This window comes from Candidatus Zixiibacteriota bacterium (assembly GCA_036480375.1).
Classification (GTDB): domain Bacteria; phylum Zixibacteria; class MSB-5A5; order GN15; family JAAZOE01; genus JAZGGI01.
Genome location: JAZGGI010000012.1, coordinates 35,217 through 61,545 on the forward strand (window position 1 = coordinate 35,217; position 26,329 = coordinate 61,545).

Annotated in this window: 25 protein-coding genes; 1 reads left to right on the forward strand and 24 read right to left on the reverse strand. The window is 43.7% G+C overall.

Annotated elements, in window-relative coordinates:
- Position 1: 1 nt before the first annotated feature.
- The 16 genes from V3V99_02600 to V3V99_02675 all read right to left on the reverse strand — a co-directional run bounded on the left by V3V99_02600 (position 2) and on the right by V3V99_02675 (position 17,479).
- On the reverse strand, positions 2–739 hold the full coding sequence (locus V3V99_02600) for an outer membrane beta-barrel protein (GenBank protein MEE9441541.1): 738 nt from the start codon (positions 737–739) through the stop codon (positions 2–4).
- Entirely contained in the window at positions 702–1,748 is a 1,047-nt protein-coding gene (locus tag V3V99_02605; GenBank protein MEE9441542.1) for a 6-phosphofructokinase, read from the reverse strand. The genes V3V99_02600 and V3V99_02605 overlap by 38 nt, the downstream gene beginning before the upstream one ends.
- A gap of 97 nt (positions 1,749–1,845) precedes the next feature.
- A complete protein-coding gene (locus V3V99_02610; protein ID MEE9441543.1) occupies positions 1,846–3,423 on the reverse strand; it encodes a retropepsin-like aspartic protease in 1,578 nt (525 codons plus the stop codon).
- Between the two features lie 32 nt (positions 3,424–3,455).
- Positions 3,456–4,682: a rod shape-determining protein RodA gene (gene rodA / locus V3V99_02615; GenBank protein ID MEE9441544.1), complete on the reverse strand. Its 1,227-nt coding sequence runs from the start codon at positions 4,680–4,682 to the stop codon at positions 3,456–3,458.
- Between the two features lie 2 nt (positions 4,683–4,684).
- A complete protein-coding gene (mrdA, locus tag V3V99_02620) occupies positions 4,685–6,496 on the reverse strand; it encodes a penicillin-binding protein 2 (GenBank protein MEE9441545.1) in 1,812 nt (603 codons plus the stop codon).
- Between the two features lies 1 nt (position 6,497).
- Positions 6,498–6,992: a rod shape-determining protein MreD gene (gene mreD, locus V3V99_02625; protein MEE9441546.1), complete on the reverse strand. Its 495-nt coding sequence runs from the start codon at positions 6,990–6,992 to the stop codon at positions 6,498–6,500.
- Positions 6,989–7,783: a rod shape-determining protein MreC gene (mreC, locus tag V3V99_02630; GenBank protein MEE9441547.1), complete on the reverse strand. Its 795-nt coding sequence runs from the start codon at positions 7,781–7,783 to the stop codon at positions 6,989–6,991. The genes mreD and mreC overlap by 4 nt, the downstream gene beginning before the upstream one ends.
- A 21-nt stretch (positions 7,784–7,804) precedes the next feature.
- Positions 7,805–8,257: a PTS sugar transporter subunit IIA gene (locus V3V99_02635; GenBank protein MEE9441548.1), complete on the reverse strand. Its 453-nt coding sequence runs from the start codon at positions 8,255–8,257 to the stop codon at positions 7,805–7,807.
- Positions 8,258–8,320: 63 nt separating this feature from the next.
- Positions 8,321–9,283, reverse strand: coding sequence for an acetyl-CoA carboxylase carboxyltransferase subunit alpha (locus V3V99_02640; protein MEE9441549.1), 963 nt, complete (start codon positions 9,281–9,283; stop codon positions 8,321–8,323).
- A 2-nt stretch (positions 9,284–9,285) separates the two neighbouring features.
- Positions 9,286–10,344, reverse strand: a complete 1,059-nt coding sequence (locus V3V99_02645; GenBank protein MEE9441550.1) for an MraY family glycosyltransferase — start codon at positions 10,342–10,344, stop codon at positions 9,286–9,288.
- A complete protein-coding gene (locus V3V99_02650; GenBank protein ID MEE9441551.1) occupies positions 10,341–11,198 on the reverse strand; it encodes a glycosyltransferase family 2 protein in 858 nt (285 codons plus the stop codon). The genes V3V99_02645 and V3V99_02650 overlap by 4 nt, the downstream gene beginning before the upstream one ends.
- Positions 11,199–11,215: 17 nt before the next feature.
- The gene (locus V3V99_02655; GenBank protein MEE9441552.1) at positions 11,216–11,944 is read right to left on the reverse strand and encodes a polyprenol monophosphomannose synthase; all 729 of its coding nucleotides are present in this window, start codon (positions 11,942–11,944) and stop codon (positions 11,216–11,218) included.
- Positions 11,937–14,357, reverse strand: coding sequence for a YfhO family protein (locus tag V3V99_02660; protein MEE9441553.1), 2,421 nt, complete (start codon positions 14,355–14,357; stop codon positions 11,937–11,939). Before V3V99_02660 ends, V3V99_02655 begins: the two co-directional genes overlap by 8 nt.
- Entirely contained in the window at positions 14,335–15,303 is a 969-nt protein-coding gene (locus tag V3V99_02665) for a lysylphosphatidylglycerol synthase transmembrane domain-containing protein (protein ID MEE9441554.1), read from the reverse strand. The genes V3V99_02660 and V3V99_02665 overlap by 23 nt, the downstream gene beginning before the upstream one ends.
- Positions 15,304–15,308: 5 nt before the next feature.
- Positions 15,309–16,502 carry a glycosyltransferase family 4 protein gene (locus V3V99_02670; GenBank protein MEE9441555.1) on the reverse strand — a complete coding sequence of 398 codons (1,194 nt, stop codon included), beginning with the start codon at positions 16,500–16,502 and terminating at the stop codon, positions 15,309–15,311.
- Positions 16,499–17,479, reverse strand: a complete 981-nt coding sequence (locus V3V99_02675) for a glycosyltransferase family 2 protein (protein MEE9441556.1) — start codon at positions 17,477–17,479, stop codon at positions 16,499–16,501. Before V3V99_02675 ends, V3V99_02670 begins: the two co-directional genes overlap by 4 nt.
- 413 nt (positions 17,480–17,892) lie before the next feature.
- On the opposite strand from V3V99_02675, the gene V3V99_02680 reads away from it, so the two are divergent.
- Positions 17,893–18,270, forward strand: coding sequence for a hypothetical protein (locus V3V99_02680; GenBank protein ID MEE9441557.1), 378 nt, complete (start codon positions 17,893–17,895; stop codon positions 18,268–18,270).
- Here the strand turns inward: V3V99_02680 and V3V99_02685 are convergent.
- The 8 genes from V3V99_02685 to V3V99_02720 form a co-directional block, all read right to left on the reverse strand.
- On the reverse strand, positions 18,254–18,988 hold the full coding sequence (locus V3V99_02685) for a 2-phosphosulfolactate phosphatase (GenBank protein MEE9441558.1): 735 nt from the start codon (positions 18,986–18,988) through the stop codon (positions 18,254–18,256). The two genes, V3V99_02680 and V3V99_02685, sit on opposite strands and share 17 nt — an antisense overlap.
- Positions 18,989–19,050: 62 nt before the next feature.
- Positions 19,051–19,458, reverse strand: a complete 408-nt coding sequence (locus tag V3V99_02690; GenBank protein MEE9441559.1) for a hypothetical protein — start codon at positions 19,456–19,458, stop codon at positions 19,051–19,053.
- Positions 19,459–19,476: 18 nt separating this feature from the next.
- Positions 19,477–20,784 (reverse strand): dihydroorotase, encoded by a 1,308-nt coding sequence (locus tag V3V99_02695; protein MEE9441560.1) that lies wholly within the window; start codon positions 20,782–20,784, stop codon positions 19,477–19,479.
- A 13-nt stretch (positions 20,785–20,797) separates the two neighbouring features.
- A complete protein-coding gene (locus tag V3V99_02700; GenBank protein ID MEE9441561.1) occupies positions 20,798–21,745 on the reverse strand; it encodes an aspartate carbamoyltransferase catalytic subunit in 948 nt (315 codons plus the stop codon).
- A complete protein-coding gene (pyrR, locus tag V3V99_02705; protein MEE9441562.1) occupies positions 21,742–22,323 on the reverse strand; it encodes a bifunctional pyr operon transcriptional regulator/uracil phosphoribosyltransferase PyrR in 582 nt (193 codons plus the stop codon). Before pyrR ends, V3V99_02700 begins: the two co-directional genes overlap by 4 nt.
- Before the next feature lie 147 nt (positions 22,324–22,470).
- Positions 22,471–24,009, reverse strand: coding sequence for an energy-coupling factor transporter ATPase (locus tag V3V99_02710; GenBank protein ID MEE9441563.1), 1,539 nt, complete (start codon positions 24,007–24,009; stop codon positions 22,471–22,473).
- Positions 24,010–24,069: 60 nt separating this feature from the next.
- Positions 24,070–25,524 (reverse strand): aminomethyl-transferring glycine dehydrogenase subunit GcvPB, encoded by a 1,455-nt coding sequence (gene gcvPB, locus V3V99_02715; protein MEE9441564.1) that lies wholly within the window; start codon positions 25,522–25,524, stop codon positions 24,070–24,072.
- A gap of 4 nt (positions 25,525–25,528) precedes the next feature.
- On the reverse strand, positions 25,529–26,308 hold the full coding sequence (locus tag V3V99_02720; protein ID MEE9441565.1) for a tetratricopeptide repeat protein: 780 nt from the start codon (positions 26,306–26,308) through the stop codon (positions 25,529–25,531).
- Positions 26,309–26,329 lie beyond the last annotated feature (21 nt).

Genomic DNA, 26,329 nt, shown 5'->3' on the forward strand with positions numbered 1-26,329 from the left:
ATTACCCTCCGTTTTTGGATTCCTTATTCTTTTTGAAAAGATGATATGAAAAACCAAAATTAATTGATATTCCTGTGTTATCTTTTACTCCCGCCAAACCGTTCTTGAATTTAATTGAATAATACTTGGCTGAAAGATTAAGTCCGAACTGTTCGGACACCGCGAAATCCATGCCTCCGCCAAAAACGCCGACAAAATCGGTTTCGGTACGGTCCGCAAAATACGGATCGTAGTAAGGGTCATCAGACCGAATTATCTGGCTATTATGCCGTCCGAAGACAAAACCTGCGCCCCCTAAAATATACGGCTGATAGACTCGGCTAAGTCCGGAAAGAGGTGAAAACTTTAGTTGAACCATAACCGGATACAAATTTATGGTTCCGATATATCTGTCATCGAAATGGAGTACTTCCGCCTCGCCCCGGCTGGCGATTCCCAATGAAATTTCGGTCATTAGAGTTCTTGCGAATCGATGGCAATAAAAGATCTCGGTAAAAAACCCGGCATCGGGCAAATCCGCTTCAATATCCGGGTCTGGAATAGTAACTCCCCCACCCTGATCAACCCACGTACCGAGGCGAACCCCAATCATCGAATATTCAGCCTCAAGTCGTTTATCATGATTGGCAGGTTCTTCCTGCGCCATAGAAAAATTTGAGAAGAACAGCAACACGGCAATCAGGCTTAATCTGAAAATACGATTATCCAAAAAAGACCTCAGCCATTTCGTACAAATCATTATCGACCATCCTCGTTTTTCCAGCCGCTTCTTCGAGCGAAACCGGGACAATATTATTGCCGTGAAGGGCGGTAAAATAACCGAATTTTTCCTGATTAATCATGTCAATGGCGCTAATGCCATACCGGGTAGCCAGCATCCGGTCGAACGCGGTCGGCGAACCTCCCCGCTGAATATGACCGAGAATGACAACTCGTGATTCATATCCCAGTTGTTTTTCCAATTCATGAGCGATATAATTGGAAATTCCTCCCAGTCTGATATTCCCAAATTGATCCAAAGAATCATCCTGCGTTACAAATTGGCCTTCCGGGTGTTCGGCAGTTTTAACCTTGGCGCCCTCCGCCACGACCACGATCGAAAAATCTTTTCCGCGCCCATGCCGCCGTTGAATCAAAGTCGCCACGGCATCAACGTCCACTGGTCGTTCCGGAATCAGGATTACGTCGGCTCCGCCAGCCATACCTGATTCGAGAGCTATCCACCCGGCGTGTCGTCCCATTACCTCAACGACCATGACGCGGTTATGCGCCTCCGCAGTCGTATGAATGCGGTCAATGGCTTCGGTGGCGATGCTGACAGCCGTATCAAAACCAAAAGTGCGATCGGTCCCGACAATGTCATTATCAATAGTTTTGGGAACGCCGACAACCTTAACGCCCATACCATGTAATTTTGCCGCGACGCTCAGAGTATCGTCGCCGCCGATAGCTATAAGCGCGTCGATATCATTTTTCTTTAGCATCTCGATAACTTTTTCCGGACCGCCATCAACCCTAAATGGATTGGTTCGAGACGTTTTTAGAATCGTTCCGCCTGTATGCAAAATGCCGCTGGTTGCCGCGAGGTCGAGCGTCTCAATATGCCCCTCCTCCAATAGACCTTTCCAGCCCTGATAAATTCCGTAAATAACATAGCCGTATCTTATAATACCTTTTCTGGCAATGGCCCGAATTACCGCATTAAGTCCCGGACAATCACCGCCGCCTGTTAACACACCTACCTTCAATTATTCCTCCGTTGCTGAATTTCGCAGGCAAATAAGTCAGCTTAAAGCTGTCTGTCAAGTGAAATCCCCACCAGCAAATTTGAAGCTCTAATTTAAATCAGTTTTTTGGCTCACTCCTATTTTCGAAATATATTTTCCTCTGATTGTAATCGAAAAACAGATTAAAATCATCGAGCAGTTCCAGGCCGATCAAACCCTCAATATAATCAGGTAAGGGGAACGCAATTCCTGTCTCAAATAATAAAATTTTCGGGTTCATGAAAACGAGTCGATCGATTTTTATCGAGTCAAGTCGGGCCGTTTTTACCCGTTCTACGCCGCCAATCCCGGTTATACTTGATTTTAGGTTCAACGAATCGAATTTATTTTTCAAGCCGGGATATACTTTCGAATTTTCTCTTAATACATATTCAACCTGCGCCCCAAGATCAATTGCCGTTCGAGTAATTATTCCATTGACTTCGACATTAATCAAAGGCAATTGAAATTGAATTTCCAGATTGACAGGTATTCCTCCTGGATTTTTGGGAGCAGAATCTTCTTGATACACAGTTATAATGCCGCGATCAAAATCAATTTTAAGAGGGAATCGAGAAATGAAATCATACCCCAGAATACCATCGATTCTCTTAAATAATTGCTCGGTTTTGGATTCAGAGTTAAAAATCCCAATACGGTTATAATTTAGAGTAAGATTTTCAATATTAATCGAATCGATCTCTACGATATTAATACTGTTCAGTCCGCCCACTCCCCTGGCCGGCAATGCGCCAAAAGGTTTCAATCCCAGCGCACTTACCATTCCGGGCGACAAAAGACTGCTACCAGCCCCGCTATCGAGCATAAAATCAAAAGGCCCCTGTCCATTCACATAAGTCTTTATTGTAATATGCCCCCGGTTGAGAGAAAATGGTACTTCCGCGTAGTTCTTATCATTTCCAAAACCGTAAATATCATCGTTTCCGGATGGATTTGAAAAAATGGTGTCGGGAATCTCAACATTCAGAAAAACCGAATCCAATCGAGAATTGATTTGAAAAGGTGTACCGACAGCTTCAGAAACGGATTCAAAAGCCATCATAATACCATCTACTTTGCGGTAGTCTTTATAGGAGGTTTGCATCTTCAATCCGGATAAAAATCCCAAACGATAGTCTATTAATCCCGATTTGTGATTTATAAAAATAAAAATCGAGTCTCCCCCTTCCGGGAATAATCCGAAGTGATGATAATTTGCACCATTGATTAAAGTATCGCCTCGATATTCAGTTCGACCCGGATTGCGATTGGGGAAAAGATATGAATATGTGCTGATATAGGCGTCATTGTAGAACGGCTTAAGCTCTTCGGGCGAATTGGCTCTTATGGCTCCGTTAATATCGGTCGTCCAACCCTGAATTCCGTCAGTCGCCACTATAATCGAGGCCGACCCCATATCATATTGGATTAAGGATTGGTATGGAAATTTAATGAACACTTTTAGTTTGGCCGGGTTCCCCATATACTCAACGGTAGCGTATCCCTTCATTGAGTATATTGGGGCGACATTTTCTCTGCCCCCCATCGCGTCTAAATGCAATTTGAGAATATCTTCGGCGTTATCGGCAAATATCCCGCTTGCAAGACATGCAAACATGGATACTAATTTTATGATCATATAAGGAAAACGTTTCAAATTACTACTTCCAATCATGAGTATTTATTCCGTTAATAATCCTGCCAGCGTCGATCCGCGAGGACCAAAAGCCCGATAATAACCCAGAAAAATACAAGGGATGTCCCGCCATAACTAACAAACGGCAGGGGCAAACCGGTTACGGGCATAAGCCCCAGAGTCATTCCGAGATTAACCAGCATTTGGAAAAATATTATCGTCACCGCTCCCCAGGAAACCATGCCCATAAACATAGATCGGCATTTTATGGCTATCCGCATCCCCCTGATTAGAATAAATCCAAAAAGTATTAACATCACCAGGCCTCCCACAAAGCCCAGTTCTTCGCCAAGCACTGAAAAAACAAAATCCGTATGCCTGACGGGTAAATATTCCAGACGGGTTTGAGAGCCGTCAAGATATCCTTTGCCGAGAATTCCTCCGGAGCCGATAGAAATTATCGATTGGATAATTTGATAACCGGCACGATGCGGATCGCGACCCGGATCAAGAAATATTAAAATTCTCATTTTTTGATACTCAGCCAGTTTATTCCAGACCAGGGGGGTCATCACCCCGAAAGCCAAATTGATTATTGTCATCAGAACGCTGAATAGCAATCCGGGACGACCGAATATCAAAATTATTAATAGAATCGTCAGATAAATTACCCATGCAATCCAGTGAAATGCGGCCACAAGCGAAATCAACGGAGAAATTACCAGAAATAAATAAAGCGGGGATAAACCGGAAAAAAACCATAGGGAGAAAAGCAATACAAAAAATACAAGTGACGTTCCCAAATCCGGTTGCTTTAATATTAGAGCAACTGGCACGGCAACAATTATAAATGAAAAGAACAATCGTTTGACCGATTCAGGGGGCAATTTGGAATAAGCGAAATATCGAGCTAAAGCCAAAAGAACCGCCACCTTCGCAAATTCGGATGGTTGAAAATTAATCGGACCAATTGAAAACCAGCGCGACACCCCCGTTTTTGCTCCAACTAATAACACCGTGATAAGCAATAAAACAATTACGGCGTAAAAAATGTATGCTCCGAAATCATAAAATCGTTGAGGAAGATTCACGACTATGGCAAACGCGATGAGCGCAATAACAAGCCAAATCATTTGTTTGATATAAAAATCCCGTGCGCCGGGATCATCGCTGTAATATTGCGCCGAAAATATAAGTAAAAGGCCAAACAATGATAGAAGCATTGCCGCGGCGACGAGCTTCCAGTCAAACTCATATGATTTTATCACCGGAATGGCCATTATCAATTTGCCTTTGTCAATTTATAGTCATCTGTCAGCAAATTATGTTTTTCCAGATATGTTTGAATAATCTTTTTTACGGCGGGAGCGGCATGATCGGAACCGTGCCCCGCGTTTTCAATGATGACACAAGCTACAATCGCGGGATTGTCCGCTGGCGCGAACCCGACAAACCAGGAATGATTTTCACCATGTGGATTTTGAGCGGTACCGGTTTTCCCGGCCATGGTTGTTCCCTTAATTTTCGATCCCCGTGCGGTTCCTTTTTCGCCATGAACGACTCCGACGATTGCTTCATTTAATATATCAAGAGTATTTTGAGAAAACGGAAGATAAAATGAAAATTCTCCGCCCCGTGAAGTCTCCCGGCCATCCGGACCGATTTCCGATTTTAGCATATGCGGTTTATAAACTCGACCGTTATTGGCTATTCCGCAATAAAACTGGGCCAATTGCAACGGCGTCGCCAGAATCTCACCCTGTCCGATAGCCAGATTCAATAGTACCGCCAGCGTCCATTGGTCCTTTCCGATGCGATTATCATACCATTCTTTATTGGGAGTATTTCCCGCGGCTTCAATCGGTAAATCGATCCCTGTCTTTTTTCCAAACCCGCATGCCTGCGAAAAACGAAAATATTCTTCCAATCCCAGTTGATAGCCGAGTTGATAAAAATAGACATCGCACGATTGCTCTATAGCCTGAACTATATTTGTTTTCGCATGACCGGACTTATTCCAGCATCCAAAGGGCCTGATTCCGAATTGATACCAGCCGTTACAGCTTGACGGAAAAACCGAAATTTTATCTATGAGGCCAAGCTCCAAACCGGCTCCCGCGATAACCAGCTTATAAATCGAACCGGGGGGATACAACCCTGCCAGGGGGCGATTCAGGAGGGGATTATTGCTATCAGACACAATTGAGTTCCAGACATCGGAAGGTATCACTGAGGAAAAAATATTGGCGTCATTGGATGGCTTGGAAACCATTGCTAAAACTTCACCATTCCGGGGATCGATAACAACAGCCGCGCCACAGCAAAACTCACCGAATGACTCTACGGCAACCTTTTGAATATCGATGTCGATAGTCAAGATCAGATCACTCCCAGGTTCCTCGGGAACGCCCGATTGACTCTCTAAAACCCCCAAAATCTGTCCGGAGGCTGCGATTTCCAAATATTCGGTGCCCTCAATACCTCGTAATTCCCGGTCATAATATTTTTCAATTCCCGCTTTACCGATAACAGTACCGGCGCGATAAATCGAACGATCCAACCGCTCAATTTCCTCAGAAGAAATCTCGCCAACGTATCCGGTAAAGCATTCGCTTCCCAAATCGGTTGTATATTTTCGCGCCTGATCCTTACGATAAACCGCTCCGGGGAAAATCTCATTTTGCTCTTCTAAAATTGCGACCTTTTCAAAAGCAAGATCCCGTTTGACCAGTGCCGGCTGGAATCGACCGGTAATATTCTTGCGAATACGACGATTTAGTTCCCCTTCGCTTATCTCCAGAACGTCGGCGATTAAATTCGCCGTTTGAGTGTTATTAATCTCGGATGGAACCAACTCCAAAGTATATGAAGCCCTGTTATCAATAATCACGCGCCGTTCCCTATCCATCACCACACCTCGTTTGGGGACAACCGACTGAATTCGAATTCGATTATTTTCCGATTGAGTATATAATTCATTATGACGGAAAGTCTGCAGATAAAACATTCGTGCCGCTAATAAACTAAGCAGAAGAGATATAACAATGACTCCTATTATAAATCTCTGCTGTTTGCTGGTGCGGCCCGGTGTCATTTTAGAATAGCGATTTAAGTTTTTTAAATGATATACGACCCGAATGTATCATAAAATAAAGCCATGCGGCTACCAACGTATAGAATATGCTGGGAATTGTGGAGCGCAGAAATACTCCGCCGAATTCGGAGATTCCGGAAGTAGCGTAGATTAATGTGTAAGGAATCGAAAAGATAGCCAGTCCGAGAGCGACCAAAAAGATCAGGCTTTTTAATGATTCAAGATTAAATCGTTCTTTAGCCTGAGCGGTGCCGATACCAATCAATGAAAGAATGATTATTTGCACCCCTAAATAAGAAGGATTCAAGGCATCAAATACTATTCCGGCGGCAAAGCCAAACCACAATGCTGTAAGATAATTTTTGTTCAGGCTCAGCACAATGACTATCAATGCCGTCAAATATAATTGGGCTCCTCCAATTGTTAAAAAATCAACCAACAAAGTGCGGTATAAGCCGATCAATAATAAATATATGACAAAGGGGATATATCTCATGCCCCCTCCTGCCTTGCCAGAACATACAATTCATCGAGACCGTTAAAGTTCACGGCCGGATCAATTTGTATATCGTAGAAAAATTCTTTTTCCGGCGTTTCGATTTCCTTAATTATGCCGATCACCAAACCCTCTGGAAATATTCCACCCAAACCTGAAGTTATTACCGTATCACCCACCGCGACGTCGCCTTGCTGAGGTAAGTTATCGAGATATAATCCTTTACTGAGGCTGTATCTAATTATCCCCTGCTCTCGGCTCCGCTTAACGCGAGCCGCGACGCGGCAACGCGGCTCGGTTAATAAATAAACCGTTGCGTAATCTTCAAGTACTTCGCCAACTCGACCGGCAACACCGTTTTGATTGATAATTGTCTGGTTTACCTTAATCGAATCGGACGCACCCAGATTAATAAGAACCGTGTTAGGTATATTAGAACCGGAAACGCCGATTATTTCGGCAGGAATGATCCTGAAAGACGGTGGCGGAACAAAGCCAAGCAAGGATCGCAAACGCCGGTTTTCCTCGGTCGTTTCATTGAATAGTTGCAATTGTACCGATAGCTCAGCCAATTTTATATTGAGGGCCTCATTTATATTCTGTTTATCGGCAAGAATTGTCAGACTATTTTTGATTTGTTGAAAAGGATAATAAAAAATCGAGGAAGTGACATTACAGATAAATATCGAAACTCCGCCGCTGGTTATTAATAAGAAAATGGCTATCAATAATATGGCGACGGTATGAACCGCGGCTTGTTTTTCTTTTAACCAGGACGACTGCCAGTCCATTGGCGGAATTCCCTGCAGGTATTATTCTACCGAATCAAGAATTGCTAATAATTCTCCCGGAGAATTTACGTTCATAAGTTTTTGACGATTATCCTCGGACTTCATGATATAAGATAACCGGGCCATGACGTTCAGATGCGCGCCAATGGCGTCTTCGGGAGCCGCGATAAGGAAGAACACATGAACCGGCTTCTTATCCATCGCCTTAAAATCTATTCCCCCATTATGACGACCATAGGCTATTACGATTCCCTTGGTCGCTTTTGTTTTGGCATGAGGAAACGCGACTCCATACCCGATGCCGGTTGTCACCATCTGTTCCCGATGATATATATCAGCCAATAATTGATCACGATCCTTGACAAGTGTAGATGCCGAAGCCAGATCCACTAATTCCTCAATTACGGTATTCTTGTCGGTTGATTTTAGATCAAATGTTATCAGATTTTCATCACAGAATTTGGATAGTTTCATTTTACTCGTCTTCCTTTATCTTATCTATAATTTCGATATTCCGAAATCCAAAATTAACAGTTTTTATTGCTCCCGAAAAACTCCCATGGCCCGATATTTATTAATTCGCTCCTTTATCATCTCTTCCGGAGACATGTCTTTCATTTCGTCCAAAGCAGTCAAAACCTGTTCCTTCAGGCTCACCGCCGCCATTTCGGGATCTCGATGAGCTCCGCCTTTAGGCTCAGGGATAATGCCGTCAATTAGATTTAGTTTTTTAACGTCTTCAGCAGTCAGCTTCAATGCTTCAGCCGCCTGCGGCGCCTTAGAGGCGTCACGCCATAGAATCGCGGCGCAGCCTTCGGGAGATATAACCGAGTACCATGAGTTTTCCATCATGTAAATTCGGTTTCCGAGTCCGATACCCAATGCCCCGCCTGAAGCTCCCTCACCAATAATTACGATTATGATCGGTACTTCAAGAGTCGTCATTTCCCTTAGATTTCTGGCGATTGATTCGGCCTGTCCGCGTTCCTCAGCGCCGATACCGGGAAAAGCTCCGGGAGTGTCGATTAGAATTATAATCGGACGGCCATATTTAGAAGCCATTTCCATTAAACGAAGAGCTTTGCGATATCCTTCGGGATTCGCCATCCCGAAATTTCTAAATAGCTTGCTTTTGGTATCCCGTCCTTTTTGCTGACCCAAAATCATAATCGGCAGCCCATCCAATTTCGCGAACCCTCCGACCATGGCGCTGTCATCGGCAAAGCATCTATCGCCGTGAAGTTCCACAAAATCGGTGGTAATCGACTTGATATAATCGAGAGTATAAGGACGCCTGGGATGGCGCGCCAGTTGAACCCTCTGCCAGCGCGTCAGGTTGGAGAAAATGCCATCCTGCATTTTCCTTAATTTATTTTTCAGCGATTTAATTTCGCTATCAAGCTCGATATTTTCAACCCGACTGAACTCCTGCATATCAGAAATTTTCTTCTGGAGTTCCAAAATTGGTTTTTCAAATTCCAAATGCGGTCCGTCTGCCATAATTACTCGTCTTCCGTTAATTTCTTGTTATACGCGAGCCTAAATCTAAACAAAATCGCGAAAATTACAACCATAAAAATGACCAAAATCGTCGTAACTAACCGTTTGTCGAAAATTATCATGGCCCCGGATAATATGGCGAAAACAGAAGACGTAAGATAAAACAGCCAGACCACTTTTGATTTCGAAAAGCCGTAGGCCGTTAAATAGTGAAATAAATGACGAGTATCAGCCCGGTAAAAGCTTTTGCCGGTGGCAACCCGGCGGGTAAATGAAATTAAGGTCTCGATAATGGGAACCGCCAGGGCAATTAACGGAATAAATACCGCCGCCGTCGTGTAAGACTTGATAGGAAATATTATCGATATGATTGCGAAGAGATAACCCAGAAATAATGAACCGCTGTCACCCATAAATATTTTCGCGGGGTAATGATTAAAGTACAAAAACGCCAGGCAGGAGCCCATAATACCTATGGAAAAGACCATAACCGACGATAAACTAAAAACGATGCCGATAAATAAAATTGCCAGGGCTGCAATAGCGGAAACTCCGGCGGCAAGCCCGTCAAGTCCATCGATAAGGTTTATGCAATTGGTTACGCCCACTATCCAGATTAAGGTTACCGGTAAAGCCCATCCGTTCAATTCAATCGCCCCGTAAAGAGGAATAAAGAGTATTGAGATTTTGAGTCCGCCAAGATAAACGATTAATCCCGCGATAACCTGTCCCGTCAATTTAACCGGGGCCGACAATCCGCTGATATCATCGACAATCCCAATCAGAAAAATCAGGACGCCTCCCGCAACAACATAGTTCAAAATTCCGGAAAGTTCTTCGGACAAAAAATGAAATTGAATATTAGAATAGATGACGGCCGCGCAAAATCCGACAAATATCGCCAGACCGCCCAGATTGGGAGTTGGAAATCGGTGCCGCTTGTGCTGTCCCGGCATATCAAGCAGGCCTAATCGGAAGCATAAACGACTGATTACAGGAACTAAAATCGCGGTAACGGCGGCCGCTACGGCGAAAATTTTTGCCAGATCAAACCAGTTCACCTGCGAAATCTAAATAATTCAACGGATAAAGACAAGAAGCAGTTAATCGAAAGAATCGGAAACAGAATTATTGCGGTTCGAAATCTACTGAAATGCTTAAAAAAATATAAAAGTGCCGAACGATGTTGCCAAAAGATGCGCCGGAAACGATACCGTTTTGTAGAATAACCCCAATAATGTTTGCCGGATGCCCATGGCACATATAGAACTTTACCGCCTAATTTAGACACACGATAGCAAAGATCGGTATCTTCAAAATACATAAAGAATGATTCGTCAAAACCGGACAGCTTTTCGAAAACATCTCGTGAAATCATCATCAGCGCCGCCGCCGCCGCTTCCATCTCCATAATTTCATCGGAGTCGGGATAAGTATAAATTGATTGCGCGGGATTTAAGAATTTCCGCAAAATCGATCCCCGGGAAAATAAAACATTTTTCAAGGTCGGAAATCGGCGGCATGAAGGTTGAAATTCACCATCCCGTCCAATCAGCTTTCCTGTAACGATACCGTTGGCAGCGTATTTAATCAAAGCTTGATATAACGCTTCAATGGTGTTATCCGATACTAATAAATCCGGATTCAAAAAGAGTAAATAATCCCCCGATGAATTTGACGCTCCAAGATTACAGGCCGTGGCAAAACCGATGTTTTTTTGAGTTGAAACTCTTGCAATCCTAAAATCAAACATTCCCGAATAATCTTTGGGTGATGAAATTGGTGGATTATCAATTATGATAATTTCCAAAATGAGATTACCGGCACCAGCGGCGATATGCTTCAGACATTCATCCAGGATATCATCGGCGCGATGATTGACGATAATAATTGAAATAGTTTGAGAGTCTGTCACGGGATACTCAATTTAAATTACAGCTTCCCGAATATCCTGGCCAGGCGCAACCACCAGACCATCCAGATTGCCTCACGGACAATTTTCTTAGACATTTTGGAAGCGCCTGCCTGACGTTCATAGAAAATAATCGGGATTTCCTTGATTCTGAATTTCCTGATCGCCGCTCGCATCGTCATTTCGATTTGAAATGTATATCCATTCGATTTAACCTCATCGAGATTAATCGCTTCGAGCACTTCTCGGCGGAAACATTTGAAACCGCCGGTCGCGTCTTTAATTTTTAGACCCGTCACAAATCCGGCATATTTATTCGCGAAATACGATAACAATAGCCGCGACATCGGCCAGTTGATAACATTGACGCCGCTGATGTAACGCGATCCCAATACTAAATCATTATCTTTTATCGCCTCCAGAAAATCGGGCAGAAATTCCGGGCTGTGTGAAAAATCGGCATCCATCTCGAAGATGTAATCATATTTATTCTCAATAGCCCATTTGAATCCGTGCAGATAAGCCTTACCCAAACCGGCTTTCCCCGGTCGATGCTCAACATTTATCCGATCGTTTTGCGAAACCAGATTATCGGCAATCGGGCCGGTACCGTCGGGGGAATTATCATCGACAATCAGGATATGAATCCTATCATCCATATCAAGCGTGGCAGATACAATCTCTTCGATATTATCTTTCTCGTTGTAAGTGGGGAAAATTACCAGCGCCCGTTTATCCCGATCATCCATCCTGCTGTCCTTCCGCAATTATGTTCTTATTTCGAGTAATAACGCCTCCTACCGCAATCCCGGCCAAAGCGGTAATCAATCCGAATAGAGTCAGCATCTTACCGGTGGCATAAGCTTCGGAGATATACATAAATTCTACTGTATGCTCACCGGCCGATAGAACTACCCCCCGAAAGGCAGCGTTGGCCATCATCACTTCGACTTCATTGCCGTCAACAAACGCCTTCCAGGCCGGATACCAGTTATCCGCCAATACTAAAATCCCATCGACCGATGACGATACTGTGACGGATATATAATCATTTTTATACTCGGTAATCTCTACCCTGTCCGCAGAGAATGATGTTGTATCCAAAGTCGGTGATATTCCTGGGTCTTCAAAAAGCGCGACCTGCGATTTGGGATTGAATGATCGCATCAAAACAAGACTATCAATTCTCGCCGTATCAGGTTCAACAACCCAATTATGAACCAGGTGCGCCCGATTATTGGCAAATGGGTTTTCAAAAATTTCAAAATTCTGCCATTGGTATGCAGGAATAAATCCGACCCTTTCAAGTTGATTGCCTTTAACTGCTGATGCCGGCGAAATCAATAGATAGCGGGTATTGGTCATATTCATCAGGTTAAAATTGAAAATATTCCGCATGGCTGTCCCGCCCAGCAATTTGTGAAACCAATTTGGTTGACTGCCATGATACGATGTCATTTCTTCCACGCCGTAATACGGCAAATAATTGGTTGGCAAAAAACGCTGCCCGGTAGTATCTAAGACTCTAAACTTATCCGGTTTCGATTTGAAGAAATCCACAATTGGATTTTTTGCAAATATCGTTGCCGGGTCATACGTCTTTATGAACTGCCTGTCAAATCGATAAACATCTATAAATGCTACCAAAACTACAACCCATAACAGAACGACTTTTATTTTCTTCTGAGCATAGAGCCAAATAAATACAGCGGCGATGGTCGTAAACAAAAACGTCGTCCAGAATCCGGCCGCAATGGTTCCCAGATGACTGCGCAATGCAATTGCATTCTGCGAAGGTATCACATTATAAAAAATCGATTTATATATATTGATGGCAGATTCGGGAGCCCCGGAAAACATCAGGCCTCCCAAAAATGTCAAAGTCGGAATACTAAACAGCGTCAATACAAACAGGCGCCTGTCTTTGACTTTCAATTTTTGACCCTGCTCGATTATAAAATCTAAAGCAAAGGCGGCCAATAAGGCTGCTGAAAATGAAAACAAGAACATTATCATCGACCACGATCGAGTCGATTTCATATTGGGTATCAGATGATAGAATAAATAGAAAAACCAGGTATTGCCAGCCAGAGCATGTATCAGTGCGAATATTGCCAGTCCGCCGAAAAACCATGTTTTGCGATTGCGGATTAGCGCTACCGCCACAATAGCCAGCATCAGAGGAATTACTCCGGTATATTCAGAATTGTCCTTAAAGCCGTTGCGCCCCCAATAGCTGTTGCCCGCTTCCCCCGATACTCCGCAAAACTCAGGTACGATAAGCGAAAACGTTTCTTCAGGATGCATCGAAAAGGACCGGGCCCATTCCTCTCCCCGCTTTTCATCACTGCGAGGCGAGTATTTTTTGACATATTGATAGCCGGGATAAAAATGAATGGCAGATATTGCCAATCCGATTACAACAGCTCCGACAAATAACGAAGTCGGCTTAATAAGCCGAGGAATAGATTTGGTATCGATATATAAAAAGACCAATTTATATGCCGTATAAAAGGCGCATGCCCAAAGCGAATAATAAGCCATCTGCGGATGAGGAGTCAGAATAATAAGTCCGATAGTGAGGCCTAAACAAGAAAAGCAGATTAGCGGTTTTTTGGAGAACCCAAGCTCGATTAACATTATCGTCAACGGAAAGAGAGCCGTAACGAACATCTTGCCATCGTGTCCGGGAGCCACCTGAGATATAAAACAAGCGGCAAACATATAAGATACTGCCGCCAATGCAGAAGCCATTTGCGATCTTCGAAAAACACGAGCGCAGAAAAACATTGTTATCCCGGCAATAAATACATGAATGAAAAGATTCCAGCCCCAGGCCCGAAAAACACTCATATAGAATTTCAGAGCAGTGAAAGGAAAATAAAAGGTATCACCGTGAAAACATTCTATATACGGTATCCCACAAAACTGATAAGGATTCCAGACCGGAACCGATCCGGTTTGTTGGTAATAATCGGCGTAGAATCCTCGGAAAAACATCCCGGCCTGAATCGTATCCGATCCCCAGAGGCCCTTGTCGGAAAATACAAATGAGTGAAAGAGGATAATTACGGCAATTAGCAAAACCGCGAACAGACAAATATTAAAGAACATTGAATTGGATGTCAGATTTCCGGTATTAGTTATTTTCGATTTTGCCATTTGTCTTCTCCGATGATTTTATTGTCAATGCAATAAGCGCCGAAATTGCCTCCGCGGTAATTAACCACAACCGGGCCGCGATTGCGATCGCGGCCGCCACTCCCGTCCCAAAAAATGGCGCCAGCATAATCTCCATCATTGCCTCGCGAGGCCCCACACCTCCGGGAGCAAAGAGCATCAAATAACCGATCTGGTAGGCAATAATAAAAATCCCCGCCATCGGGAATAATAAGGCTTCCTGCGTCGTTATTCCTTTTAGAAATAACCAGAACGAAAAGCCGTACATGCTCCAGGCCAAAAAATAACCCCCATATATCGTTGCCGCAAGCGATTTATTCATGCCCAGTTTGATGGAACGACGTTTTAACAATTTGAGTAATCGGTTAACAATTTTCTCAATCGGATTCGGAAAAAATACAATCGCCAAAGAAATTGCGAACACCACCAGTCCTATGGCGATTATTCCACTGGTCAATAGCGATGTAAAAGAATATTTATTGTAAATTTGCGGATATACTCCGAGAAACAAAATTCCAGACAGGAAACATGAAGGAATCGCGAATACCTGTGAAAGGGCAAATACGGTAATTGCTTCTTCCTCAGTTATACCTTCCTTTTTTGCCAGATAAATCGTTCCGAACATTTGCCAAATTTTACCGGGTATATATCTTCCTAAATTAGACAAGTATGCTATCTTAAAAGCCGCAAGGTACCTAATATCTCTACCAAGTGTTCCAACAAATATTTTCCAAACACAGGAAAACGCAAAAAAAGTTGCGATTATTGAAATAAAAGAACATATCAGCCAGAAATAATTAATCTCCCATTGAAATTCGGACACCCGATCCCAGTTGGCATAAATCTGTTTTCCCAGAAAATAAAAAACCAGGCCGATTATAATAACCTGTAAAAGCCTCCATAGAAATTTTTTAACTGCCTGATTCACAATATTTATTTCCGTTTCCAATAATTTACTGTCGATTCAAAGAGATTATACATTTTATCGACGAGATCCGGAGTCGCGAATTTGTCCCGGGCCGTTTGATATGCGCCTTCTCCCAGCCGGTTTCGCAATTGCCTATCGGTAATTATCGACTTCATGCCTTCGGCCAAAGCCTTATGGTCACCGACTTCTATTAATAATCCGTTCCTGTTATGCTTAATAAAATCGACAATTCCTCCGGAATTGGCTCCAATTGTGGGCCGTCCGGTAAGACCGGCTTCAACAAGAACCAATCCAAATCCCTCATTTTCGCTGACGAGCAAAACCGCATCGCACTCCTGATATAATTTCGCCAGTTTTTGCTGGGCCACCAACGGTCCCAACTTTATTCTATTCTCAAGATTTTTTTCGGTTATTAAATTCTTCAATTCCCCTTCAAGAGGTCCTTCGCCAACCATATCAATTTTGAATTCGAAGCCCGCTTTATTAAGTATGTCGGCCGCTTCGATGACGCTATCCAAATGCTTCTGTTTTGTGTAACGAGCGACGGACAAAAAGACCGGAACGCCCTCGTCATTAAAAGGTTTCCTGAGAAATGTTTCCATCCCGACCGGCATTGGAATCACTTCAACTTTCTCTTTAGAAAATACAGGCAAGCTATTAATTAATTTATTTTTGAGGAAATTTGATACAACCGTTGCTCGTTGAGTTCGGTTGTAAACGTATCTTGATAATCTTTGAGTAATTCCAGGCTTATCAAGCAGTGCAATATCCGTACCGTGAGATGAAATAATCAGCGGAAGGTTTAGCTTTGATGCTATTTTCGAGGCTGCCAATCCCGGCGGGATCCACCAATTAGCCCAGATTAGATCTGGTTTTTCATCAAGACAAACCTGCAGTCCAAAGCGATACATCGAATACAATAAACCGACAAATATCAATTTGGCGAATAAAGATCGGGATACAATCTCATGCATATTTCCGGTATAAGCCAGCGGCCTTTTACCGGAAAACGGATAAGTGAACCGTTTAATACGTACGCCATCGATAGTATCTTCTTTAAGAAGCCCTGAGGCGTGGGGACATACTACCGTGATTTCGATCCCTTTTGAAATTAATCCTGACGATAATCGGTGGAGATACAGGGCGGTCAAATCTCCCTGTCGGCGGATATAATTATGGGTAATTACGACGACTTTCAATGGCCGCTATTATCCTTATTGTTATTCCCGAGTTTATTTTCCAGGCGTCTCACGGACTGCCTGACTCCCGACAATTCATCTTTGATTGAGGCCAGCCCTTCGGCCAATAATCCGAGAATAAATGATAAAGCCCCCAGCACCATCAGTAAGATTACAAGATATAACAAAGGTCGAAGTCCGATATCATAAACGAATCTCAAATATATGGCGCCCAGTCCAACCAATAAGCCGAGACTAATAAGAAGACCGCCGATAAATCCAAAAAACAGCAATGGTTTTCGAAGTAAGGTCAATTGTGATTTAACGGCCAGCATATCGAGAATCCCAATCGGGATTCGCCCCAAACCGGAAAATTTGGATGACCCGCTATGACGGTCATAAAGAGGTATTTTCACTTCATCAACGCGATACCCCTGCTCAACGGCGAGGGCAACCAGATACCTATGCCAGTCTTTGCGCAGGAAAATATCTTCGACGATATTCCGACGGAAGGCCTTGACAGAATTCAAATCATGCACTTTAAGTCCGAATAATTTTCTTGATAGGCTATTAAAAACTCGGGATACCAATCGTTTGCTGTATTTACCCTGTTTCCACCCCGTCACGAGATCGTTGCCTTCATCGATTTTTTCGATCATCTCGGGAATATTTTCAGGCTTATATTGCAAATCCGCCGGATAAAAAACAAAGATATCTCCTCGGGCCATTGAAAATCCTGTCTGCAAGGCCTGAGTCAATCCGCGGTTGTTTCCATGCGAGGCCGTACGGAGGAATTTATGGGTTTGAGACATTTGCGCCAAAACCTGAGGGGTTGTATCGGTCGAGCCGTCATCGATAATAATCACTTCAAACGAAAATCGTGCCCTTTCGCCCATTAGTGCAAACTGGCGGCATAATTCCTCAATATTGCCTTCTTCGTTGAAAGCGGGAATTATTATCGACACGTATGGATTTTTCCCCATCGTCGTCATTTCCATATCCTATTGCCCCAAATTATCTTTATAAAACCTTTCGTCAAATTAAGCCGAACCTGTAATTAATATTAACTATTTCTATTTGCCCATAACCTTAAAACGGTAAATGTACTAACTTTATTGTTCGCAGGCAATATATAGCCTTTCAAATAAAGAATGAATATAAAAATCCAGGCAAAAAATATCCAATATCAATTGCTTCAATAATCCTCTTTTTATTTTCCATAATGAGCTTATAGCTTATACGGCAATCGCTTAATTAAGACCCTTTGATTTTTCGATTAGAACATAAAAAATATTGAACTTATACCGATATAATACGAAAGGATAGAAAGGAGATTTTTGCAATTTATTCCCTCGAAAAGACATATTACGGGTACCGGTTAACTCTTTCCGGCAAAGTCACCGATGATGAGATGCAAAGCTGGCTTAACGAATCACGGGAAATATTTTCGGAGCAGGACGGTGAATTCTGTGTCTTTGTGGATATGCGCAGATTAATTCCGGTTTCCGAGGGTCCCAGAATGAGTATCAGCGAAGGGCAGAAACTATATAAAGCTCACGGTATGCAAAGATCGATTGTCATTCTCGACAATCCGGTTTTAACCATGCAGTTTAAGCAGATTGCTCATGAAACCGGAATTTATCAATGGGAACGATATATTGACGCCTCTGCGAATCCAAACTGGGAAAAGGCGGGTTTAGATTGGCTGGAAAAGTCTATAGATCCCGATAAAAAGGTGCCAGATATATCAAAATCGTCAATTGTTAAGCCCGCTAATCATTTGAAATAATAATTCCATTTTCATAAACCGGAACAACTTTCAGACAATTTAACTCAATCGCCAACTTAATATCTTTATTATATCCCAATTCCCTCAATTCAATTCCGCTTTGACAATTAGATATTTCGGTTTTAAAATCTTTCTGACGCTCTATAAAACAATTTTCACAAAGTAAGGCTTCATTAGTTTTTCCGCATTGCAACTGTGATATAATGGCTCCCGCCCCCAAATAATCTTCCTCGGCCCGTCTAAGAATGCCGTCATAACTTCCATATTCACGCTCTCCGCAAGCAATCACCGTTACGGATTTTTCGAATATTTTCATAAATTCGGCAACATAATCCGCAATCGCCTGAGCGTTTACAAGTCCTCCAATGATTACTTTATACGCCCCATTTGAATTCAGGCAGCATCTGGCTCCATTGGGAGAAACCAGTATTACTCTTTCACCGGCTTTGATATCCAGGAAAGTCGCAGGTGAGAGAGAGTACTTTCCTTTAGATGACACATCCGGACGCGAAACAGAAATTACAGCTTTTTCACGGAAGGCTATCTCTTCCGCCATATTCGGATGAGAACATGGAATAATAATCGCTCTGTTACTTACGGCATAGGCTACCGATGTCGAAAAACTCAAGACATCGACAATAATGACAATATCTCCTCGGTCCGCTGCCCTTAAAGCTCCTTCAGGATACCAATCAAAATGACATTTAAATTCGGACATACTTAAGTAATAAAGACTGGACTCAAAAATCCTTATCCAGCCTTTTCAGGAAAAATCAAGTGCTAATTTTTTGACGATAAAATTCTATTTTCCCATTTTCGGGTTGCCATGTATTGCAGAATATGCATAGCCAGAAAAACGACGACAAATAGCGAATTTATCACGATCATAACACTATCGGACAGAGATAAAAAAGCACTGAATATCATCCCAATAATCCAGGCCCCGACTCCAGCCAGAGCCGGTTGATATACTTTATTTTCATTTTTTAGATAACCGTATATCGCCCCGAAAATCAGGGATATATAATAAGCCAAAAGTGTTGGAATCAGAAGTACGTCCGGGGCTGATTCCAACCAGCCGATTTCCATTACCTTGCCCATAAAACCAAAGATTATCATAATGCCCAAAAGAGGCATGGGCACATAAGTCATAAATGCCAATAATCTAAAAGGTCTTGTTTTATCCATAATTCTATATCCAATACGTTATTTGGCCCTAAAGGTTACGCGTCCGTTCATTATAGTCACGAGGATTTTTCCTTTGAGCTTTCTCTCGACAAACGGAGAATTTTTGCATTTTGATTTGAACTTCTTTTCTTTTACAATCCAGGCAGCATCCGGATTAAATATTGTTAAATCGGCGATTTCGCCCTCCTGCAGCTTATTTGAGGTCAAGCCCATGATATGCGCCGGATTGGCGCTCATTTTGGCCAGCATATCGGGAAGCGAAAGATAACCTTTGCCAACTAATTCCGTAATCGCCAGTCCCAACGATGTTTCCAGACCGATAATACCCGGGGGCGCTTCATCAAAGACGGTATCCTTTTCTTCTTCGGTGTGCGGAGCATGGTCGGTCGCGATACAATCAATGGTGCCGTCTATCAGACCCTCAATAATTGCCTGCCGGTCAGCTTCCGTCCTCAGAGGAGGATTTACACGCAAATTAGTATCAAACCGTTCAGCTATCAAATCATCGGTTAGAGTAAAGTGATGCGGAGCCGCTTCGGCGGTCACTTTGACGCCTTCCGCCTTACCCCGGCGAATTGCCTCAACTCCGCCAACGGTTGAAACGTGGGCTACATGCAACCGGCTATCGGTCAACCCGGCCAGCTTTATATCGCGAATAACGGCAATCTCTTCGGCTACGGCAGGAGTTCCCGGCATACCCAGTTTGGTCGACTGAAATGACTCATTCATTACACCGCCTGCGGCCAAAAATTCGTCCTCGGCATGTGTTATAACAGGAAGGTCAAACATGCGGGCATATTCCAGCGCACGCCTCATCAAATCCGGATTCTGGACATAATCGCCGTCATCAGAAATCGCCACAATACCCGCTTTGACCAGATCGCCGATTTCCGAAAGCTCCTTGCCTTCGCGGTTTTTTGTAATAGCCCCGATACAGTAAACACGGCAATCGGCATTCTCGGCCAGAGAAGTTACGAACTTGACCGTTTCCTGATTATCAATAGCCGGTTGTGTATTGGGCATGCAGCAAAGCGAGGTAAATCCTCCGGCCGCCGCGGATTCACATCCGGAGACAACCGTTTCCTCATCTTCTCGGCCCGGTTCACGAAGATGAACATGAATATCAACAAGCCCGGGAGTCACCACCGCACCATTGGCGTCGAGAATGGATTCTTTCGGAAAAGTGGAAATGACTTTTGGGGTCAGCTTTCCCGGAGCATAAATTTTCTCGATCTTTCCATCTTTGATACCAATATCACCTTTTTTTGAAAATCCAAAAGCAGGGTCAATCAGTTTTCCATTTATTATTAATAAGTCGAATTTCATCTTGTACCCTTTTCTATTCAGAGTCTTCCGAAGAATCACGCTCGTCCACGCCGGATAATAAATACAATACCGCCATCCGCACCGCCTGTCCATTGGTAACCTGGTCAAGGATTACCGACGCGGGACCATCGGCAACATCGTTGGTAATCTCAACGCCTCGATTCATCGGGCCGGGATGCATTATCGTGAAATTTTTATTTAAGCGTTTCAACCTCTCACGCGAGATGCCAAATAAATTAGTATATTCACGCTGAGATGGAAACAGTCCGGCCTTTTGCCGTTCAAGTTGAATGCGGAGAATATTAACGACGTCCACGCCTTCCATGGCTTCATTAATGTCGGTATAGATATCAATCCCGAATCGCTCCGCCTCGTATGGCAAAAGCGTTGTCGGTCCGCAGATCGCCACCGAGGCGCCCAGTGTTTTCAGCCCCCAGATATTCGACCGGGCTACCCGGGAATGTTTGATATCTCCAACCAATAATACTCGAAGTCCTTTAATCCTTTTATATTTTTGGCGAATGGTAAATATATCGAGTAATCCCTGCGTGGGGTGCTCGTGCGTCCCGTCTCCGGCGTTTATGATATTGGCGTCAAGGCATTGAGTCAGATAATACGGCACTCCCGGCGAGCGGTGACGAACAACTACCATATCAATCTTCATCGCCTCAATATTTCTTACCGTATCCTTGAGAGACTCCCCCTTTTTTACCGACGAGGCCGATGCCGAAAAACTAATGGTATCGGCCGAGAGGCGCTTTTCGGCCAAATCAAATGATATTCTCGTTCTTGTTGAAGGCTCATAAAATACATTGACGACTGTTTTGCCCCGCAACGGTGGAACCTTTTTAATCGGTCGATCGAGGATTTCCCGAAAGCTTACAGCCGAGTCCAAAATCAATTCCAAATCCTTTTTGGGAACACCCTCAAGCTGCAATAAATGTCGTGATGATAATTTCATTTGCCGTCCCCTCCTTCTGGTTCCGAATTCTTTTCCCCGGCCGGGTATAAAACGACTTCGTCAATATCGTCGCTATCCTGAAAATATACTCTCACATTATCATCGAAATTGGTGGGAATATTTTTTCCGACATAATCGGCGCGGATCGGTAATTGACGATGACCGCGATCAACCAAAACGGCCAATTGAATTGTCCGTGAACGGCCAAATTCTACCAATTGTGACAACGCCGCTCGAATAGTCCGACCCGTAAATAGCACATCATCGACTAAGATTAAATTCTTATCGCTGATATCAAATAATATCTCCGTCGTGCGCACAATAGGTTGATCCGGATTGGAATTTACATCATCCCGATAAAGGCTTATATCCATTAATCCGACCGGAAGGTCCACTCCTTCGATGTCCTTAATAATAGCCGCCAATCGCTTGGCCAGGATCGCTCCCCGGGTCAGGATACCGACTATGACCAGCGATTCCGCTCCGGAATTTCTCTCCAGAATCTCATGCGCTATGCGAGTAACCGCCCGCGAAATTTTGCTCTTGTCGAGGATTTCTCTCTTTTTCTTATTTTTCAAGACTACCTCTCAGATAAAAAAATATCGGGCCTTATTCTCTCCCGATAATTTATTTTAAGACTATGATGCTTCAAATTCAATGTCCTTTATGGCCTCACCGGACCACCTTAAAAGGTTGCACCTAAAATATTCAGCAAATCGCGGCTGTCAAGCACTAAATCGGTCAAGGTTAAAAATAGCCGTCGCGTCCGAAGTCAATACGCTACCATAATTGTTATTCTGATAAGAAATTACCTCAGGAGGTGAAAGCACTTCTTTATATTTTGAAAATTTGAAAAACTCCAGAGCATCCCCGCAATATTCGATTTTCCCGTTATCCAGAAGCGCAATCCTGTCGGCCAATTCACCAATAACATCTCCGTTATGTGAAATAATTATAATCGCCTTATTATCCGATTTTAACTTTTTCACCATCCTTGAAAAATTACGTATGCTATTTTCATCCAACCCGCAGGTCGGCTCATCGAATATTATCATGTCGTATTCCAAAGCCAGGACAATGGCAAAGGCCAGGCGCCTGGCTTCACCGCCCGAGAGTGTATGCGGATCCCTATTCCTGAATAAATCAAATTTAAGCCCGGCCAGTTTAAGGCTATCTTCGACTCGCTCATTTAATAAAGCAATACTTTCAATGTTATCTTTAATGCCATATGCGACTTCATCATACACGGTATCGAGAAAAAACTGGCGTTCCGGCTGCTGAAAGCTCATAACGGCCCGGCCTTTTTTATTCCGGAAAGTTATTTTTCCTTTTTTGTGCCCATAAATACCGCACAATAGTTGAGCCAGAGTTGATTTGCCCGATCCTGATTCGCCCGCCAGGCCAATAACTTCGCCCCGATTAATAGTCAGGGTCAAATTATTCAGCACGTCCGAATTACCTGAATCATAGGAAAACGATACATTATCAATATCTACGCAAGGAATATTGTTCTCCGATTTTTTCACAGCCTGAATATCATCCCGGGGTTTGAGATATTTCATGGGCGGTCTTAATCCGGCACGCCGTAACATATCCGGGTCTGAAAACACTTTATCGGGACAATCATCTTTTGTGACTTCGCCATTTTCGATTATAACGACTCGTGGATATTTATCGGCTACGGTTGGATACTGAGTTATTCGAATGACCGTAATTTTTTCATTTTTCCCACTTATCTCATCCAAAATCTCATCTAATTTTCGGGCCCCCCTGTAATCGAGATATGAGGCCGGCTCATCTAAAAACAGTATTTGAGGACCGGCAGCCAAAACCCCGGCCAGCGATAATCTTTGCTTTTCTCCGCCCGACAAATTCCAGACTAGGCGTTCGCGTAAATTATCAAGATCGAAATCTTTAATAGTCCTATTGACAATCTTTTCCATGACCGGCAGGGGATAATTCCGATTTTCCAATGAAAAGGCGACTTCTCTTTCAACCGTCGTGGCCACTAACGCGTTATCGGGATCCTGAAACAAAAATCCAAACCCGGGATGATTCCCGTTTCCCGAATTATCATCTATGGAAATTGTCCCGCATTGAGGTTTCAGAATTCCGCACAATAACATTCCCAGGGTGGTCTTTCCTGAACCGTTCCCCCCCATGATAGCGATTTGCTCACCGGAATTAATCAATAGACTAAAATTACTTAAGACCGGTCGGGAATTTTCGCCATAAGAGAATGTAACGTTATCGAATTTAATCATGACAATAAAAAACCGACGCTGCCATTGGCAACATCGGATTCATCCAATGGCATATTATCTTCATTCGGTATAGCAAATATCCAGCGTTTTGGTCGCCTTAACCTCATCAAGCCGCCTGACCGGTGTCTCATAGGGAGCCTCTCTTACGATATCCGGATTACTATCAATCTCTTTGTCGATTTGAAGCATCACATCCGCGAAATAATCCAACGTTTCTTTGGATTCCGTTTCGGTTGGTTCAATCATAATCGCTTCGGGAACGATTAGAGGAAAATAAATCGTCGGCGCATGAATACCAAAATCGAGGAGCCGCTTGGCGATATCCCCGGTCCGTACGCCTCGCTTTTTCTGTTTGTTTCCGGACAAAACGAATTCGTGCTGACAAATACCGTTAAACGGTACTTCAAAAGCCTCTTTCAACCGTTCCTTGAGATAATTAGCGTTGAGAACCGCGTTTTCCGAGACGCGTTTCACTCCGTTGGGTCCGAGATGCCTTAAATAAGTATATGCCCGAACCATATTGGCGAAATTACCGTAGAACGAATGCATCCTCCCGATGCTTTCAGGGCGATCGTAATCAAAGAAATATTTACCATCTTTTTCGGCCACGACCGGTTTGGGTAAAAACGGTATCAATTCATCGGTAACAGCCAACGCCCCCGCTCCGGGACCGCCGCCGCCGTGAGGAGTCGAAAAAGTCTTATGCAGATTGTAATGCACTATATCAAATCCCATATCGGCCGGGCGTGCTTGACCCAACAGAGCGTTTAGATTTGCCCCATCCATGTAAAGCAACCCGCCGGCATCATGAACGATTTTGGCGATTTTCTCAATTTCCATTTCGAACAATCCCAGCGTATTGGGATTGGTAATCATTACCCCCGCCGTTTCCTCATCCATAACCTCGGCGATATGATCGGCGGAGATGGTACCCTTATCCGACGAGGTAAACTGACATACCAGATATCCGGATAAAATCACCGAAGCCGGATTGGTTCCGTGAGCCGAATCGGGAATCAGAATTTTCTTCCTGACGTCTCCCCGCTTTTTCATCGCCGCCCGAATCAATAGCAATCCCATCAATTCACAATGAGCCCCGGCCACAGGTTGAAGCGTAGCCTGATTAAATCCGGTAATCGTCGCCAGCATTTCAGCCAGCTCATACATCAACCGCAAGGCTCCTTGGCATTCGTCAATCGGTGTCAACGGATGCAATTTGGCAAAGCCATGAAGTCCGGCAATAGCGTCATTGACTTTCGGATTATATTTCATCGTGCATGAACCCAGGGGATAAAATCCTTTGTCAATGTGATGATTGCGGGTGGATAGTTCTAAATAGTGCCGGACCAATTCCGGTTCCGATATTTCAGGTAACGTCGGCGCGTCCTGACGGCGGAATTTCTCGGGTATCAACTGATTTACCGTATCCTCTCCCGATTTCAATTCCGGCAGGGAAAATCCCGATCTACCCGATCGGGATTTTTCATAAATTAAAATTTCGTCGTTCATATTGATAGGATCAGCCGCCTTCGGTTTCCTCCGGCGGGTTTTCTATTTCTTTTATTTGTCGTTTAACCCAATTGGTATCTTCGGAATCAGGATATTTTTCCAAAAATTCCTTGAACAGGCGCAGAGCTTCATCGTTATCGCCTTTTTTCTTCAGGCTATACGGAATATAAACCTCGGCGTCTTGAATTAAATCCGAGTCGGGGTAATCATTAATAAAAGCCTTAAATGCGGCGATAGCCTCATCGTATTTTTCTGCCCGCGATTTTGTTGTCGCGATAGAAAATACGGCATCATCTACCATATCAGACTCAGGGTATGTGGTCTGCAATCTCTGAAACGCTTCTTCAGCCGCCGCGTATTGTTTGGCGCGTCTTTTCATTTTCCCCATATTATATAGAGCGCTGTCGGAATAACCTTCTTTGTTAGTCGGGTCGCTTTGCAATATCTTGCGGTAAAAGGTTTCGGCGTCGCTATAAGCGCTGCGACCTGTATATTTCTCCGCGATCATATTATATAATTTCATGGTCGGCGCGGTTTCTTTCTGGCGCAAATAATCAGCCAATGTGTTCTTGTCCATCAAATAATCATTGACAGCCTGAATGAAATCTTCGGGAGGAGCGTATCCCCAGATCCGATCAATCTCGGTCCCATCGGCATTGGCGATAATCTCGCTCGGATAGCCGTTGATTCCGTAGTGATTTGACAGAGTTGTATCTTCCCAGCCGTTTATCTTAACGGCAACCAGCCTGGAATTCACCAATTCAATAACTTCATCGTTTCGATACGTCACGGTATCGAGTACATGGCACCA